The following is a 17,293-nucleotide window of genomic DNA, read 5'->3' as shown; positions in this document are numbered from 1 at the left end:
ATGTGTAAAGCGAAAACAATACTGTAGAAATAAATTTTAACAGCATTTTAATTAGCGTGTTATGGAGAAAGAATTTTTCTAGAGGTCCTATCGAATGTATTATGCAGAAAATAGCCGGATAAATTTCCATCATACAAAAAGGAAGTTGGAATCATTCCAACTTCCTTTTCTTTAATTAACTGAGCTTAATTTAATGCGGACTTTTGTCTCACCTAAAGAAATTTCATCGTCTTTATTCGTTAAGTGACCAAATGTAAATTGTTTAACGAGTAAGTTTTCTTCCAACAACTCTTTATGATTCGTTAACGTTTGCTGTAGTTCTTCCTCTGTATCAAGAATTACATCTACTCGTAAATTAACAGGTAAATTCAACTGCTTACGATATTCTTGAACGGCGCGAATGAATTCACGTGCTACCCCTTCTTGTAGCAATTCTTCCGTTACATTCGTATCTAACATTACTGTATATTGTCCGTTAGTTGTATTAGAGAATCCAGATTTCGCAACTTTCTCTACTAATACATCTTCAGTCGTTACAACTATTTCTTCTCCTGATGCTACTTCGTAAACTGCTCTTTCTGTAGAGACAAAGTTTTGTACCTCGTCTTGTGATAATTGTTTTAGCCAGCCATTTACTGCATTCACATTTTTACCGAACTTCGGCCCAGCCGTTTTAAAATTCAGCTTTAATTGATAAGATGTGTATTTCGTTTCATCGAGTTCAACATGGAACGCCTTCACATTTAACTCATCCATAACGATATCACGGTAAGATTCCCAATCCATATCATTTTCATTATGCTCAAGTAATACAAGTTCCGCTAACGGCTGTTTTACTTTTAAAGAATGTTGATTACGATTACTTCTTCCAAGTTCAACAACTTGTAAAACTGCATCCATTTCCGCTTCTAATTTCGGCTGAAGTAGTGATTCATTTACAACTGGATAATCCTCTAAATGAACGCTACTTCCAGTTAAATTCAAATGAATATCTTCAGCGACAAACGGTGTAAATGGTGCAATTAGTTTACTAATTGTTACAAGCACTTCATGAAGTGTCTCATACGCAGCTGCTTTTTCAGCATTCATACCAGATTCCCAGAAACGATTACGTGATCGTCTTACGTACCAGTTACTTACTTCATCTACAAGCGTCGCGATTTCACGAGCTGCATTCGTAAATTGATAATCATCAAGTGCAGTTCTCACTTTTTTCGTTGTGCTATGCAATCTTGATAATACCCATTCATCCAATTTCGTCCGCTTTACGTCATACGTTTCGTTCGAATTATACTCATCTAAATTTGCATATAAAACGTAGAAGCTATACACATTAACTAATGTATCTACAAATTTAGATTTTGCTTCTAATACTGTTCTTTCAGAAAAACGCTTCGCATTCCACGGAGCACTGTCAACGAGTAAAGCCCATCTTAAAGCATCAGCACCAAACTTCTCTACTAAATCAACTGGATCTAGTGCATTCCCTTTACTTTTAGACATTTTCTGTCCTTCCTCGTCTAGAACATGCCCTAGTGATAGCACTCGTTTATACGGTACTTTTCCAGTATATAGTGCTGATACAGCTAATAAACTATAAAACCAGCCGCGTGTTTGATCAATTCCTTCTGCAATTACATCTGCTGGAAACTGTTCTTCAAATAACTCTTTATTTTCAAACGGATAATGATATTGCGCAAATGGCATCGAACCACTATCAAACCAAACATCAATTACTTCTGGTGTGCGATTCATTGTACTTCCGCATTTTTCGCAGCAAACTTGCACTTCATCTACATATGGCTTATGCAATTCTAAGTCTTCAGGTGTCTCTTTCATACTATGCTTTCTTAAATCAGCAATGCTTTTCGGTGCGAATTGATGATCGCAACTTTCACATTCCCATACGTTTAATGGTGTTCCCCAATATCTATTTCGGCTAATATTCCAGTCCACCATGTTTTCTAAAAACTTACCAAATCGTCCATGTTTCATATGATCTGGATACCAAGTAACAGTATCGTTGTTTTGTAAAAATGTATCTTTAATTGCAGTCGTTCGGATTAACCAACTTTCACCTGCATAATAAAGAAGTGGTGAATCACAGCGCCAACAATGTGGGTAACTATGCTCATACTTTTCTTTATGATAAAGTAAACCTTCCTTCGCTAAATAACGAACGATATCTACGTCACAATCTTTTACAAATTTACCTTTCAAAAATGGTACTGCTTCTGTATATTCACCTTTCTCATCTACAACATGTAAGAATGACAACCCTTCACTTTGAACGACTCTATAATCGTCCTCTCCATATGCTGGAGCAATATGAACGAGTCCTGTACCACTATCTGCCGTTACAAAATCTGCTCCGATAACGCGGTACCCATTTGTAACTTCTTTCATCGGAAACGGTGCTGTATAAGAAGTATTTAATAATTCTTCTCCTTTATGAACAGATAATACTTCATAGTTTTCTTTTAATACATCTCGTACACGTTCTTTCGCAACAATGTATACATGACCTTCTTGTTTCGCTTTCACGTATTCCATATTTGGATGTACAGCGAGTGCAACATTTGCTGGAAGTGTCCAAGGTGTTGTCGTCCAACCTAGGAAGTATTCATTGTCACTATCTTTCACTTTAAACTTAACTGTTGCACTTAAATCTTTTACTGTTTTATACCCTTGGGCAACCTCATGTGAACTTAGTGAAGTTTGACAACTTGGGCAATATGGTGAAACTCTATGCCCTTTATACAATAATCCTTTTTCATGAATCGTCCCTAAAATATGCCATACACTTTCGATATATGGATTCCCTAACGTAACGTATGGATCATCCATATCTACCCAATAACCGATACTTTCAGTGAATTCACGCCACTGCTTCTCATATGTGAATACACTCTCTTTACACTTCTTAATAAATGGTTCAATTCCATACTCTTCGATTTCATGTTTACCAGAAATACCAAGTTGTTTCTCAACACCTAATTCTACAGGTAAACCGTGTGTATCCCATCCCGCTTTTCTTAATACTTTATAACCAGACATCGTTTTATATCTTGCTACTACATCTTTAATTGTTCGTCCAAGTGCATGACCTACATGTGGTAGTCCGTTCGCCGTTGGTGGTCCTTCATAAAACACAAAAGATTGTGCGCCTTCTCGATTCTGAATTGATTGTTCGAAAATGCTCTGCTCGTTCCACTGTTTACGAATACGTGTTTCTCTCCCTACAGCTGACTCTTTTACATCTACTTTCTTCATCTACAATCACTCCTTTTGAATGTTTTAAAGCACACAAAAAACCCGTCCCTATAAAATAGGGACGGGTTTACCCGCGATACCACCCTAATTCTATTAGCTCTTCACTAATAGCACTTAGCAACGTACTATCATACGTGTTCTTTGTAACGGTAGACATCCGTCCGAGCTTACTCATTTTCAGCCTCGGCTCCTCGGAGATGATTTTCAAATAACGTCTGCACACCGGCTTTCAGCAACATACCGGCTCTCTGGGGAACAGTACACTATTTTACTCTTTCTCGTCTTCAGATTTGTATACTTTGTTAAAAGCTATTTTATGCCATTTGGTAATCAATTGTCAACTAATTCGAAATATATATTTAATTATGCCCTTTTTTCACTATTCTTATACAATTACTTTTCAAATTCTCGCAGTGCTGCTAAATTTTCATCATCCTCGATAAGTTCAGCGAAAAATCCCGACTCATCCTCACGAAGTACAATTTCAAGCTCTTCCTTCGCCTCTTCATTCCTGTTTAACTGTGCTAAATAACAAGCACGATCATATCTTGCTAACAAATCACTCGCATCCATTGTTACTACTTCATTTGTTATTTTTTCTGCCTTTATCGTTTGGCCAGCACCATGATATGAAGATGCTAAAGAAAGAAGAATTGCTGTTTCATTCGGATGATGGATAGAAGCATTTTCTAATACGTGAATTGCCTCTTCAAACCTCTCTTGACTTTGATATATTTCTCCTAAAGCAAGAAATGCTCTACTTACAAATGGTGTTTGCTCCGTTAATTGTAAAGTAATCTTTTCTGCTTTTCTTTCTTCTCCTGCTTTAAAGAATACTTGTGCCTGAAGAAGAAGAGTATCGTAATCATCTGGTAACTCTCGAACCATTTGCTTCGTTAATTCCATAGCATCTCTTAACATACCTTCTTCCTCGCACTCAACGAAAAGATTTACAAGTTGCTTCGCTACTTCATAATCCCATTTATTTTCTAGTGACGTGTGCAGAATCTCTATTGCTTCTCTATTCATCTCTACATTCTCATAAAATAGCGCAAATCGCTGAGCTGCCATACTATTTTTCGGATTTAACTGTAACGAAATTTCATATAAATCAATGATTGTAGTAATAATCGAAATTTCTTTCGCACGGTTTTTCATACGATAAAGAGCTCTCGTAAATATGGATTTCTTCGGCTGTTCATTTTGTTGACGTTCAATCCATCTTTCTGTAACTGCAGATGCAGCGTACATAAACGCCATACTTCTTTCTGCCTTTTTGACTTTTAATATGTGAAGAAAATCTCGTATGTTAGACCATTTCTTATGTTGTTCTATCGCTTTTACATATACATCAAATATACGTTCATTATTTACATCTTTTTGTATAACCTTCATTGCAATTTCAATTGCTTTTGCATTTCTATTTTTCACTAATACTTTTGCATAATGATATAAAACTTCTGTATGCTCACTATCTAATCGTAGTGCCTCTTCAATCTGTGCTTGTTCTTTATCTATTTCATCCATCGCTCCATACACATATGCAATCGCATCTAATCGCCATATTTCAGGCACTTCGTCCACTAATTGTTCTAGTTCAGTCAGCAACTCTTTCTGAAGATTCATTTCTACTGAAAGCTGCGCCAAATATTCCATATTAATATGCAGCGGCTCTTCTTTCATCGCCTGAACCATATGACTTTGTTCTTTAGAACGATTTTCTTCTTTTTCATATATTTCCGCAAGCTGTAAATGTACACCGACGAAATTCCCATCAAGCTCTAAACATGTTTCATATGCCTGTTTTGCTTCCGTCAATTGTCCTAATGCCATAAGTGTTTCACCAATTCGGTAATACGGTAATGCCGTTTCCTTTTGTTCTATCGCCCTTTTATATCTTTTCATCGCTTGGCCATACTGTCCGATAGATTCATATAAAATACCTGTATAACAACCATATTCACTTACTTCATTTCTTTCTTTTTGTAACGTTCTTAAGAATGCTATACCTCGCTGCACAAATACCGTTCCTTTAATTCGATTCACATATTCATCTAACGCGCTTGCTACATTATATTCGCTCTGCTTTATACCACTCTCTAACTTAGACAATGCTACTTTAAACCCTTCTTCACTTCCACCAAGTTCAACTTCAGCATCCCATAAAACCATTCCCGCATTCATAAGAAAATCTTGGCTCTTTTCAATTTGTTTTTCAATACCGAGAATATATTCTTTTGCTTCCTTATATTGTTCTCTTGCCATATAAACTTGCGTAAGTCCGAAGTGAGAATAAACATCATCATGATTTTCTTCTAAAGCACGAGTATACAACGATTCTGCTTCTTCCAGGCTATCATTTTGAAAATGATAGTCACCCAGTTTTACATATAGAGGTGCCTTATCATCACAATTCTCAATACCTTTTAATAAAATTTCTTTCGTACTTTCTTCATCCTTCAGACCAGATTCGTATATTTCTGCAAGTTTCGTATAAATGTAAGGTGCATTACTATCCAAATGAATCGCTACTTTAAGCCCTTTTATCGCTAAATGTAATTTCCCTAAATGATGCGCACATCTCGCTCGCTCATACCATACATGTGCCTCATTTTTATACTCTCTTAACAGGTCGTTAAAGATTTCATACGCTTCTTCATATCTTTCTAAATCTATTAATATTAACCCGTGATTCGTTAAAGTAAATCTTTCTGGACTACGTTCTAAAGCAACTTGAGAAAACTGCAATGCCTTATCAGATTGATCGATATACATATAGGATAACGCAAGGAAACTCCAAGCAATCGGCTGATCTGCGTCTAATTGTAATGAGGAACGAAAACTTGAAATCGCTTCTAAATAACTTTCCTGCTCAAAAGCATACCTTCCGTTTATGAAATGATATAAGGCACGACTATTTTTCTTCTCAACACTCGCAAGCATGTGCCCAGATTTTTCTAACTCTTCCAGGCGAATAAAGCACTGTGCACCATGTAATTTAACAAAATCTGAGTTAGGAAATTTCTCCATTAACTTTTCTATACAATATAAAATAAATTCTTTATCTACTTCAACATCTAAATGCTTAACCGTATATAACCACGTATTCGGATTATCACTCGTCCCTTTTAAAAACTGTACTAAGTCATGAATCCCCTCTTTATCTTGTTCATCCAAATGATCTGTTAAAGAAAAAATAGATTTAAAATAATGATGTTCTTCTTCATTTAAAAATGATAGTAGTTCCTTCTTTTCTTGCGGAACAAACGTAATTGCTAAACAACCTGTATAACGATATTTTTCTTGTAACTTACTATATTCCACAATAACTGGCTCTATAAAGTTCGGATCTTGAACATAAAAGGCCTGCAATGTATCATCATATCCAGCTAGTACTTGTACATGTGAAGCATGCTCAATATCTATACTTAATAAAACAGGAATTCCTTCATCAATCAGTCTCTTATAATTCTCTTCATTACCTTTAAAATAACGATATTCATAACCTAATTCTTCTAAATAAGAAACAGTATCTGAAAACTTCGATCCTGTCATATCAAAAATAAACTCTGCTATTTCATCTTGTGTACGTTTTTCTCCCCATAATTGCAACATCATTTCTAAACTTGTCGGCACACAATAATTATCCTTTTGTACAATGGGAACGATCGGCAGGTGAACCTTTTTTCCATCTGGATTTTTTTCTAAATTATGATATAAAGACCCTTTTAAACTTTTTTCTTCTTTTAATAACTGTTGTAAATCTACAAGTTTATTCATTTTGTACAGTGCTTCTGCTCGTAAATGTACGAAATAAGCTTTATACGCATGATAAGGAAGCTGTTTATTTATGTTATCTATTACTGATAACATATCTTCGTACTTCCCTAAATCTAATACATATTTTATCTTTTCAAAATGAAAATATGGTACTTGTGGGAACTTTACAATTGCATCATCAATTAGCTGCAATGCACGTTTTTGTTCTCCTTTATTCGCATATAACTGTGATAATAAATAGGTAGATAACTCTTCACAATCTTTATGCTGCATACCAGCTATAAATTGTTCTTCTGCTTTCTCCCATTCACCTGTATGCATATAGACGTATCCCCATTTATCAAACACGGCACGTTCACTGTACTCCTCTGCTTTTTGCATATAGATTAGCGCTTCTTCATTTCGTTTCATTTCCAACAAACATCGTACTAAAGTAAAATATGTTTTCGCTAAAAGATCAACTTCAATTTCTTCTTTATTTACCTCTTCTAATGAGTCTTTTAACAACTGTTCTGCTTCAAGGATTTTCCGCTCATCAATTAACTCATCACAATATAAAGAGAGCGTTCTCATATTTGGGAATTTTTTATAGGCGTAGCGAATGAGGAATGAACTGTATTGGTGCATAAGCCCTTCATCAGTAAGACGTATTAATATATCAAACTCCTTATGTGAAGGAATATTAGCAAGCCAATTCTTTACATAAGATAAAGTATTCTTTTCTTTTATATATGAAATTTCATTATTTATTTCCTGTAATCCATCTATAAATCTCTTGTCTTTCAAACAAGCATCTAACTGCTTAAAATCTAGCATGTATTCACCTCGAATATTTATTTATACTGCTACTTGCTTAGATTTTACACATCATATTGTATGTATTCAACTAAAATCTCCTATAATGGATAGTATTATTTAATATTATTCGAATTTATAACAAAATATAGTAAAAATGATTGTTTTTCTCTGTATTTTGTTTGATTATATGGAATAACGTAACATGTGGATCTTATTTTTATATAGCTGAAATCAGTACATGAAATTATATCGGCGATAATTCAAATATATCAGCGATTATATGTCGAATATCGACTTATCGACATTCAGCGACATGTTTCATCGTATTACTACCTATTAACATACTATTTCACCAAATGTAATTTTCATATTCGGAGCGTACACTAATGAAGAATGTATATGAAATGCTTTAAAAAATCGTAGTTCAGCTTCATATTGAGCTAGCGCATCATCATATGTTAATCCTCTGTCTATTAAACGTCCTATAAATTGCTGTTTATCACCTGGATTCCCCGCAATCCCCTCTTCCTTTAATGAATGATACAACTTCGCTTTACCATGATGGTGCATATTAGAATCTAAAAAGTTCACTTTATCACTTACTCTACATTCAATATTTTCCACGCCTAATTCACTTAAATATATCGGTATTTTCATACCAATATTTCCATCTTTTCCGCTTCTCTGTGTGTCATTTTCAAATAACTTCTGCAAAGTGCCTAACCTAATAAATTCCGATTGATTCTCCCCATCTAAAAAGTATGAAGACATATTTGATATCCAATGTGGTTCAAAACAGATTATTTTTCCGCCCTTTTTAACTGAATGTATCATTTTTTGTAGCATTGTTTCTGGAGTAGTCATATGTAATAAGAAAGCATGACAGATTGCTATATCGTATTTATCGTTCAGTTCAATTTCTGTAGCATCTCCTTCAAGAAATTCTGAATCATACGGAAGTAAACGAAACAACTCTCTCGCTTCCGCTATTAATGTTCCCCCGCTATCAATGCCTGTATACTTTGATCCTTTTGGAAGTAATGGCATTAATATTAAGCCTAAATAACCATATCCACAACCGTAATCAACGATATGTACTGGCTTAGTGATTCTCCAAACTGTATTTACTAAAAAGCTTACATAATCGTCATTGTAATATAAATCTCTTGTATTTTTTAAATAAGTTAGTTTACTGTTCCAATCATACGTTTCCAACGTCTAACGCCTCCTTTTATATACAAAACTAAAGTTCTCTATATAATAGTCGTATTCCTACACTTTTCTTAAAATTTCAAAGCAAAAAGCTAGTGTATTATTAAAAATACACTAGCTTTTTATTTGGAAGAAAAATTTAACAAGTACAATCACAATCAAAACAATCCGTACAATCCGTACAATCCGTACAATCTAAATCGCCACAATCTGCTTTTCTCTTTCTTTTGTTTCTCTTAAGATAATAATACAGTAGCCCAAACAATAGTATACAAATAGTAAAAGCTATTATTGCTTCTGTATACTTATTTTGAATCATAAAACCAATTCCACTTCCACCTGAAATAAAAATTAGAATTAAGTAAAACCAGAACATCTATGTAAATACCTCCGTTACTATATACCTTAAGATAATATCCAAATAACACTTGATGAAATAAATAACCCCATACCATTACCGCTTAATACACCAGTAGTTACTCTTAGTAAATTTGTGCTACTTCTCCATTTCCACTTTTGGGTAAATCCATCAATAAGTAACGGAATTTGAGCAGAAAATGATAGTATAATTGCAAAAAGAAATGAAAGTGTTATATAAAAATAAATTGGAAACATTAATATACCGATAAGCATGCCTGTACAACGCGCACATAAAGGTATGTATTTTTGTAGTTTAAGAAAACTTCTATCTGATCTTCTATGACAAGGAATTTGTAAAATCATATTTCGAATCAATATAAATCCTCCTCTCTAAAAAGATTTTAATTGATTTTGAAAATTAATTATATATCCAAATAAAAAACAAACCAGGTTTATATACTAAACCCAGTTTGTCAGTTTATTACTATGCTACATCTCCTCAGGTGCCTCCACCCCAAGTAAACGTAATCCCTCTTTTAATACAACCGTCACAGCATACACTAATGCCAGTCTACTGTCTTTCTCTTCACTCTCTTCTAATATACGCACATTCCCGTAATATTTATTAAACGATTGCGCTACATCTAATACGTATTTCGAAATAACTGATGGTTCATTTTTGTTGAAGGCTATTTCAATTACTTGTGGGAATTTATTAAGTAATTTTACAACGCTCCAGCTATGATCATCTTTTAATGCAAACGTACACGTTTCAAATTCTACGCTTTCTTTTCTTAAAATAGAGCAAGCACGTGCATGTGTGTATTGTACGTACGGGCCTGTTTCCCCTTCGAATTTCAGCATATTTTCTAATGAGAATTCAATATTGTGCATACGCTCATTTTTTAAATCGTGGAAGATAACTGCGCCTACACCGACTTGCTTTGCTACTTCTTCTTTTTGTTTTAAGTTTGGATTTTTCTCTTCAATATTTTGTTTTGCAAGTTCGATTGCTTCCTCAAGTACTTCTTCGAGTAAAATAACTCTTCCTTTACGTGTGGACATTTTCTTACCATCTTTTAAAATGAACCCAAACGGTACATGTTCCATTCCATCAACCCAAGTGTAGCCCAACTTTTTTAATACAGTGAAAAATTGATTGAAGTGTAAACTTTGTTCCGGGCCAACTACATATAACGCTTTATCAAAACCAAATGTGTTTTGACGATATAGTGCTGCTGTTAAGTCACGCGTTGCATAAATCGTCGCACCATCTGATTTTCTAATTAAGCAAGGCGGCATTCCCTCTTCTTCTAAATTAACGACTAATGCGCCTTCTGACTCTTCAAGCAAATCATGCTCCTCTAAAATCCCAATAAAGTCTTCCATTAAATTATTATAAAAAGCTTCTCCTTGAAAATTAGTAAATTCCACACCGAGAAGTTCATAAATACGAGAAAATTCTTTTAAGGATTCGTGGCGGAACCAATTCCAAAGCTCAACAGCTTCTTCATCACCTTCTTCTAATTTCTTAAACCAAGCGCGTCCTTCTTCTTCTAATTCTTCGTCGTCTTTTACCTCTTCATGAAATTGAACATATAACTTAAATAATTCACGTATTGGATCCTCTTTCACTACTGCTTCATTTCCCCATTTTTTATAAGCTGTAATTAACTTTCCAAACTGTGTTCCCCAGTCTCCAATATAATTAATTCCTACAACTTCATAGCCACATTTTTCAGCGATATGTTTCAATGAATTTCCTATCATTGTAGAGCGTAAATGCCCCATTGAAAATGGCTTTGCGATATTAGGAGAGGAATAATCGATAACGACCGTTTTTTCATATCCAAAATGATTGTGACCGTACTCTTCTTTCTCCGCTAAAATCGTTTTTAATACTGTATCACTTACCGTTTCACGATTAAAAAAGACATTTACGTAAGGACCAACAGCCTCTACTTTCGCAAAAAACGGATCACTTAATTTCTGTGCAACTTCCTTTGCAATAATAGCCGGTGCTTTTTTATATTGCTTCGCTAATGAAAAGCATGGGAACGCTGCATCTCCGAATTCATCTTGTTTCGGTGTTTCAATTAAATCTAAAATTTGCTGTTGCGTTAATTCATTCGTAAAAATATTAGATAAACTTTCTGCAAACTGCTTTTTATAATCCATGCTACAACCTCCTTCATTTTTAAAATACAAAAAACTCGTCTCTAAAAAAGAGACGAGTTTGAACCCGTGGTACCACCCTTGTTGTTCATTACGAACCACTTTCCCGTTTATAACGAGGACAGGGGGCCTCGGCTTACTCTACTATTCGTTCAAGAAGCATCTCCGAAGTGCGCTTCATCTTTTTCTTCCGCACTAGGCTCACACCATCCCTAGCTCGCTTTCCTTCTAAAAAAGACTACTCTCTTCATCACAGACAGTATATTTAATTAATTATTGCTTATTATACATCTTTTCAAACAATTAGCAAGGGTCAATTACACCAAAGTGAAACTTAGCACTTTTTCTTTTGTATACGTGAAAATTGTGTTTTTCAAATCTAGAACTACGGAAATGATCTTTTAATACAACACGCTTTCTCGCCACTCGCTTCGCCTCCGCAATTGTTTCATCAGTAATATCATGATACAAAGCGAAATGTTTTAATCCTTTAATTCCGTCAGATTCTATGACAGTTTCTTCAAACATCGGATCGAGATAAACGATGTCATAGCTATTATCTTCACATTGTTTTAAAAATGCGAAGTGCTCCGTTTGCTTTACATCAATTCGTTGCATTACTTCATCAATTTCAGAAACAGATGAAGACCATGTTTTCAAACCATTTTCCATAATATAAGCCATATACTCATTGCCTTCAAGTCCTGTTACTTTTCCGCTTTCACCAACAATATAACTAGCTACAATACTATCTGATGCCATCCCGAGCGTACAATCTAACACTGTCATTCCTCTCTCTAATTGCGTGGCTTGTACAAACGGATCATGTTCTCCGCGCATTAACCTTTTCACACGAAACATCGCTGAGTTCGGATGAAAGAAAAACGATTCTTCCGTACCTTTTGGATAAATAGCTAATCGGTTCTTCCCTACGACAAGTACATCTTGTTCATACTGTTCATGCAGCTTATGTACTGGTATGTCATTACGTTTAACGAAAGAAGCATTTAATTCTGCTGCTACCCTGTTTGCATAAGCTGTCATTTCTTTGTTCGTTCTTCCTGCTGTTGTTACTATCATTTTTTCACCTCTATATAAAGAAAAGAGGGAGATTTACTCTCCCCCTTCTTTAGCAATTCTTTTCGAAAGCTTGTTCTAAATTCGTAATAATTTCGTCCATAGTTGCACCTTCAATTTCATGACGGTGAATGAAGTGAACAACTTCTTTTCCTTTTAACAATGCCATAGATGGTGAAGACGGAGGAATTTCTCCGAAGTATTCACGCATTTTTGCAGTAGCATCTTTATCTTGACCTGCGAATACAGTTACAAGATGATCAGGTTGTTTTTCAGCACGAACAACCGCTTGACCTGCTGATGGACGTGCTAAACCAGCTGCACAACCACAAACAGAGTTTACAACTACTAAAGTTGTACCTGTTACATTTTCCATAAATTCTGTTACAGCTTCTTCTGTAGTTAACTCTTCAAACCCAGAACGCACTAACTCTTGGCGCATTGGGATTACCATTTGGCGCATGTATTCTTCATAAGCATTTGACATCTTGTAATCTCTCCTTCAACTTTCATTCCAAATTCATCATATCACGCTCTATTAATAGGTGCAAAAGAAAGATAACGATGATTTCATTTTTTTGTAGGGATTTCACAAATCCCTTCGCGGCAATGTCCAACTGGGACAAGTTTTCTATTGTTAGCGATATAATCGTATACTTTACTTCCAAAACCAAGTACGATAGATAGCTTTATAAAAGGTACGGCAAACCAATAAGATGGAACGACCTTTGCTAATACATATATGCTATGAATGCCGTCATACCACTTATTATTTTTTAAAATATACAATCTTTGTTCCATCTTACTTTGTAGTTCTTGAGAAAGTTCATACTTCTCAACTACATCTTCATCTCGAAATGAAAAAAATTTCACCTTACCCTTTTTATCTAATTTTTTCGTACGTTCTGCAACCGCCGTACACATCGGACACCAACTATCATAGAAAACAATCATACATTATTCCCCTTTACGAGACTCCGTCATTTGTTTCCATACAGAACCTTTTGCTTCTTCTCCGCCTTCAATACGCTCTAACGCTAGACGTGCTTGCATTGCTACTTCAAACTCTGGATCATCTTGCGCTGCTTTTAATGCTGGAATCGCACTTTCGTCTCCTAGTTCAAATAAGAACATCGCTGCACGCCATCGTACTAATTTACTTGGATCTTTCAGAGATTTAATCATAACGAACATCGCTGCTGGGTCACCTACGTCTGATAAGCAATCACCTGCTGTACGACGAACACTTACAGAGCGATCTAATAAGGCTTTATATAATAACGGTAATACTTCATCACCTTTTACCATACCTAAATATGCTGTTGCTAAACGGCGAATCGAAACTTTTTCATCATCTAACGCCATCTTCAACACTGGAATATCTTCTTCAGTAGGATCCATTTGTTCTAAAGCTGCAAAACGTTTTTTCCAGTCAGCATCTTTCATCATCTCTTCTGTTACTTTATATGGCTCACGCTTTTGAATCGTTACTTCAACAGCACCTGCCTGATTTAATAATTCTTTAACCGTTTCATTTACACGTTCTTCCGGATAAGCAGCAACAATCTCTTCTACTACTTCTTTCCCGATTTCTTCAAAATTACCGTAACGTGTACTTTGTTCCACCCATTTACGTTCTTTTACAACGTTTGGTGCAGACATTTGCACTTTCATAATTGATTCTTTAAAACGGTCAGGTAAACCAACACGTTCTTCCGTCGTTCCATCTGTTAACTTTACTTGCATTGGAATTGTAAAGAACATTTGAACAAACACTTTCACTTCCCCAAAATGAGCAAGTTGTTGTTCTTCACTTTCTTCCACTACTTCTTCGCCAAAAACAGCACGAACTTGTTGTAATAACACTTTCCAGTCATACTTTGCATTTCGCTCCACTGCTAAAAAGTCAGCTACATGATATACACCTTTAATGCCTTCAATTTTCAAAATTTCTTGCACTTGCATTGGCGCTTGTTCTTTATTTTCATTTGTATAATTATTACGTGCTCCTGATGGTAATACTTCATTCAAAATAACTTTCATTGTATTTGGACTTGGCGTCGGTTCAATTGCTTTAATCTTCACGTAAATAACTCTCCTTTATTGCATGTTCTTAGCTGTATTGTAACATGTTATCACGCTATACTCCTACTCGGATGCTTAATTTTACTATTTACCTTTCTACATCGCCGGAAAGTTTCATTCATTCTATTTTCACCTAATCATTCCATAACTATAGTTAAAAGTATAATTGACAATTACATAAAAAGGGATTAACCTTAACTCATAAAATGACCGTGGTCATTTTATGAACAAAGTCATTCAAAGGTGGAGTGATAACAAATGAACAATGTCATAATTATTGGTGGCGGTATTGCTGGACTTTGCGCAGCAATTTCCTTACAAAAAATAGGAATAGAAGTAAAAGTATATGATAAAAACAATGAGCCTACTGTTGCTGGTGCAGGTATTATCATTGCCCCAAACGCAATGCAAGCACTTGAACTATACGGCATTTCTAAGAAAATCAAAAAATTCGGCAACGAAAGTGACGGTTTTAACCTTGTATCCGAAAAAGGTACTACTTTCAATAAGTTAATTATTCCAACTTGCTATCCAAAAATGTACTCCATTCATAGAAAAGATTTACACCAATTACTACTTTCTGAACTAAAAGAAGATACTGTCAAGTGGGGAAAAGAATGCGTAAAAATAGAACAGAATGAAGCAAGCGCCTTAAAGATAGTATTTCAAGATGGTAGTGAAGCACTCGGTAATATACTCATTGCGGCTGATGGTATTCATTCTGTCATTCGAAAGCAAGTAACACAAGGCGATAATTATCGTTATGCAGGATATACGTGTTGGCGCGGCGTAACTCCTGCTAATAATCTTTCTTTAACAAATGATTTTATTGAAACTTGGGGAACAAACGGTAGATTTGGTATCGTCCCTCTTCCTAACAACGAAGTATACTGGTATGCGCTCATAAACGCGAAAGCTAGAGATCAAAAATACAAAGCTTACACAACAACAGATTTATATAATCATTTCAAAACTTACCATAATCCAATCCCATCTATTTTAAAGAACGCATCGGACATTGATATGATTCATCGTGATATTATAGACATCACTCCAATGAAACAGTTTTTTGACAAACGCATCGTATTCATTGGGGATGCTGCCCATGCACTTACTCCGAATTTAGGCCAAGGTGCTTGCCAAGCAATTGAAGATGCGATTATTCTGGCTGAATGCATTAAAAATAATGCTCATTATCGTCAAGCATTTTTAGAATACGAACAAAAACGACGAGATAGAATTGAAAAAATCTCAAATACTGCATGGAAAGTTGGAAAAATGGCACAAATAGAAAGTAAACCTTTAACTATAGTAAGAAACGAAGTAATGAAACGTATGCCAAAATGGGTTTCTGAAAAGCAAACACATGAACTATATAGTTTTCATTTATAACATGTAACTATAATGAAAACTATAAACAGAATTATGACGTAAGATTCTATTTGAGATTATCTCTTAAACAGATATAATTGTTTTTGTTAGGAGTAGATAAAATGCTTAGAGAAACGAGAAAAAAAGAGTTAAAGGAACTTATATTCCTAAAAGCAGTACAGCTCTTTCAAGAACGCGGGTACGAAAATGTAACGGTTCAAGATATTACTACTGCATGTGGGATAGCGAAGGGCACTTTCTTCAACTACTTTCCGAAAAAGGAAAACATATTATTATTTTTAGGTGATTCTCAAATTGAGCTATGGAATGAAAGTTTAAAAACTTACGAAAATGTGGAACATCCAAAAGAAAGAATCAAACTTGTTTTAGGCGATTTACTGGATCGATTTACTGGACATGGTGATTTAATGAAGCATGCCGTCTTTGAGATTATAAAGTCAAACTACTTAGTAGAAAATGAATTAAAAAGTATACAACAGCTACAAGAAGGTTTGTCTTCAATTATTACAGAAGCGAAAGAGGCAGGAAAATTAAACAGTCAATGGGATATAAATATTATCACTTCTACTGTTATGAGCACTTATTTTTATACACTAATGTCGCATTCGCTACTACATGGAAATGAAATCATTGCGAAAAATATTCTCAATCAACAATTAGATGTTGTTTGGGAAGGTATTAATCAAAAGTGATAGAGGGCTATGTTACTAGACCCTCTTATTACGATGCCCCCTCCCGCCTTCTCTCCAAAAAGGTTATACTCTCAATCACAACTTCAGTTCTATATATTCTCTTGCCTTGTTCATCATCGTAATTACTCGTCTGAATACGCCCTGTAATCCCAACAAGTGAGCCCTTCTTACAATATTCAGTTACATTCTCAGCCGATTTTCGCCATACGACACAATTAATAAAATCTACTTGTTGTTCACCTAAACTATTTCGAAATCCTCTATTCACCGCAACACATGCTCGTGCATATGCGACGCCTTGCTTTGTGTAGTATAATTCTGGCTCCTTTGTCAATCTACCGATTAATACAACTCGATTCATCATAAGTTATACCACCTCACATATTTTTCTTCATTGTAAATAAAAATGTCTGAAGGGTAAAAAGCGTAAAATAATATATTTTAAAGTA

At 35.0% G+C, this 17,293-nt stretch carries 13 protein-coding genes and 2 other annotated features; of the genes, 2 read left to right on the top strand and 11 right to left on the bottom strand.

The annotated features are described in order from the left end of the window. Nucleotides 1-171: 171 nt before the first annotated feature. The 10 genes from ileS to PDQ40_RS03705 form a co-directional block, all read right to left on the bottom strand. Nucleotides 172-3,273 (bottom strand): isoleucine--tRNA ligase, encoded by a 3,102-nt coding sequence (gene ileS, locus PDQ40_RS03750; RefSeq protein WP_270691241.1) that lies wholly within the window; start codon nucleotides 3,271-3,273, stop codon nucleotides 172-174. A gap of 54 nt (nucleotides 3,274-3,327) precedes the next feature. Then, nucleotides 3,328-3,567: a binding site (T-box leader), on the bottom strand. Between the two features lie 99 nt (nucleotides 3,568-3,666). Continuing rightward, complete coding sequence (locus PDQ40_RS03745) at nucleotides 3,667-7,869, bottom strand: bacteriocin-processing peptidase family protein (RefSeq protein ID WP_076856200.1); 4,203 nt, start codon at nucleotides 7,867-7,869, stop codon at nucleotides 3,667-3,669. 318 nt (nucleotides 7,870-8,187) lie between these two features. Beyond that, entirely contained in the window at nucleotides 8,188-9,066 is an 879-nt protein-coding gene (locus tag PDQ40_RS03740; protein ID WP_000451288.1) for a class I SAM-dependent methyltransferase, read from the bottom strand. A 136-nt stretch (nucleotides 9,067-9,202) separates the two neighbouring features. Next, nucleotides 9,203-9,439, bottom strand: coding sequence for a hypothetical protein (locus PDQ40_RS03735; RefSeq protein WP_270691240.1), 237 nt, complete (start codon nucleotides 9,437-9,439; stop codon nucleotides 9,203-9,205). A 29-nt stretch (nucleotides 9,440-9,468) separates the two neighbouring features. After that, nucleotides 9,469-9,798: a DUF2085 domain-containing protein gene (locus tag PDQ40_RS03730; protein WP_000620803.1), complete on the bottom strand. Its 330-nt coding sequence runs from the start codon at nucleotides 9,796-9,798 to the stop codon at nucleotides 9,469-9,471. Between the two features lie 114 nt (nucleotides 9,799-9,912). Continuing rightward, the gene (gene argS / locus PDQ40_RS03725) at nucleotides 9,913-11,601 is read right to left on the bottom strand and encodes an arginine--tRNA ligase (protein ID WP_000384853.1); all 1,689 of its coding nucleotides are present in this window, start codon (nucleotides 11,599-11,601) and stop codon (nucleotides 9,913-9,915) included. A gap of 45 nt (nucleotides 11,602-11,646) precedes the next feature. Continuing rightward, nucleotides 11,647-11,861 (bottom strand) — a binding site (T-box leader). 40 nt (nucleotides 11,862-11,901) lie between these two features. Then, nucleotides 11,902-12,678, bottom strand: coding sequence for a class I SAM-dependent methyltransferase (locus PDQ40_RS03720; protein WP_270691239.1), 777 nt, complete (start codon nucleotides 12,676-12,678; stop codon nucleotides 11,902-11,904). 49 nt (nucleotides 12,679-12,727) lie between these two features. Then, on the bottom strand, nucleotides 12,728-13,162 hold the full coding sequence (locus PDQ40_RS03715) for a BrxA/BrxB family bacilliredoxin (RefSeq protein WP_000063713.1): 435 nt from the start codon (nucleotides 13,160-13,162) through the stop codon (nucleotides 12,728-12,730). A gap of 83 nt (nucleotides 13,163-13,245) precedes the next feature. Beyond that, nucleotides 13,246-13,629 carry a thiol-disulfide oxidoreductase DCC family protein gene (locus PDQ40_RS03710; protein WP_000634897.1) on the bottom strand — a complete coding sequence of 128 codons (384 nt, stop codon included), beginning with the start codon at nucleotides 13,627-13,629 and terminating at the stop codon, nucleotides 13,246-13,248. Nucleotides 13,630-13,632: 3 nt separating this feature from the next. Beyond that, the gene (locus tag PDQ40_RS03705; protein ID WP_000692572.1) at nucleotides 13,633-14,760 is read right to left on the bottom strand and encodes a conserved virulence factor C family protein; all 1,128 of its coding nucleotides are present in this window, start codon (nucleotides 14,758-14,760) and stop codon (nucleotides 13,633-13,635) included. 258 nt (nucleotides 14,761-15,018) lie between these two features. Between PDQ40_RS03705 and PDQ40_RS03700 the strand changes: the two genes are divergently transcribed. Both PDQ40_RS03700 and PDQ40_RS03695 read left to right on the top strand, forming a co-directional pair. Continuing rightward, nucleotides 15,019-16,152, top strand: coding sequence for an FAD-dependent monooxygenase (locus PDQ40_RS03700; RefSeq protein WP_001066845.1), 1,134 nt, complete (start codon nucleotides 15,019-15,021; stop codon nucleotides 16,150-16,152). A gap of 101 nt (nucleotides 16,153-16,253) precedes the next feature. Beyond that, a complete protein-coding gene (locus PDQ40_RS03695) occupies nucleotides 16,254-16,844 on the top strand; it encodes a TetR/AcrR family transcriptional regulator (protein WP_000943173.1) in 591 nt (196 codons plus the stop codon). Nucleotides 16,845-16,872: 28 nt separating this feature from the next. Here PDQ40_RS03695 and PDQ40_RS03690 read toward each other — a convergent pair whose 3' ends face one another. Then, nucleotides 16,873-17,208, bottom strand: a complete 336-nt coding sequence (locus PDQ40_RS03690; protein ID WP_000982010.1) for a single-stranded DNA-binding protein — start codon at nucleotides 17,206-17,208, stop codon at nucleotides 16,873-16,875. Nucleotides 17,209-17,293: the final 85 nt, after the last annotated feature.

The sequence above is a fragment of the Bacillus cereus group sp. Bc061 genome (assembly GCF_027715825.1).
In the GTDB taxonomy this organism is placed as follows: domain Bacteria; phylum Bacillota; class Bacilli; order Bacillales; family Bacillaceae_G; genus Bacillus_A; species Bacillus_A paranthracis.
This window is presented reverse-complemented; position numbering and strand designations above follow the sequence as displayed.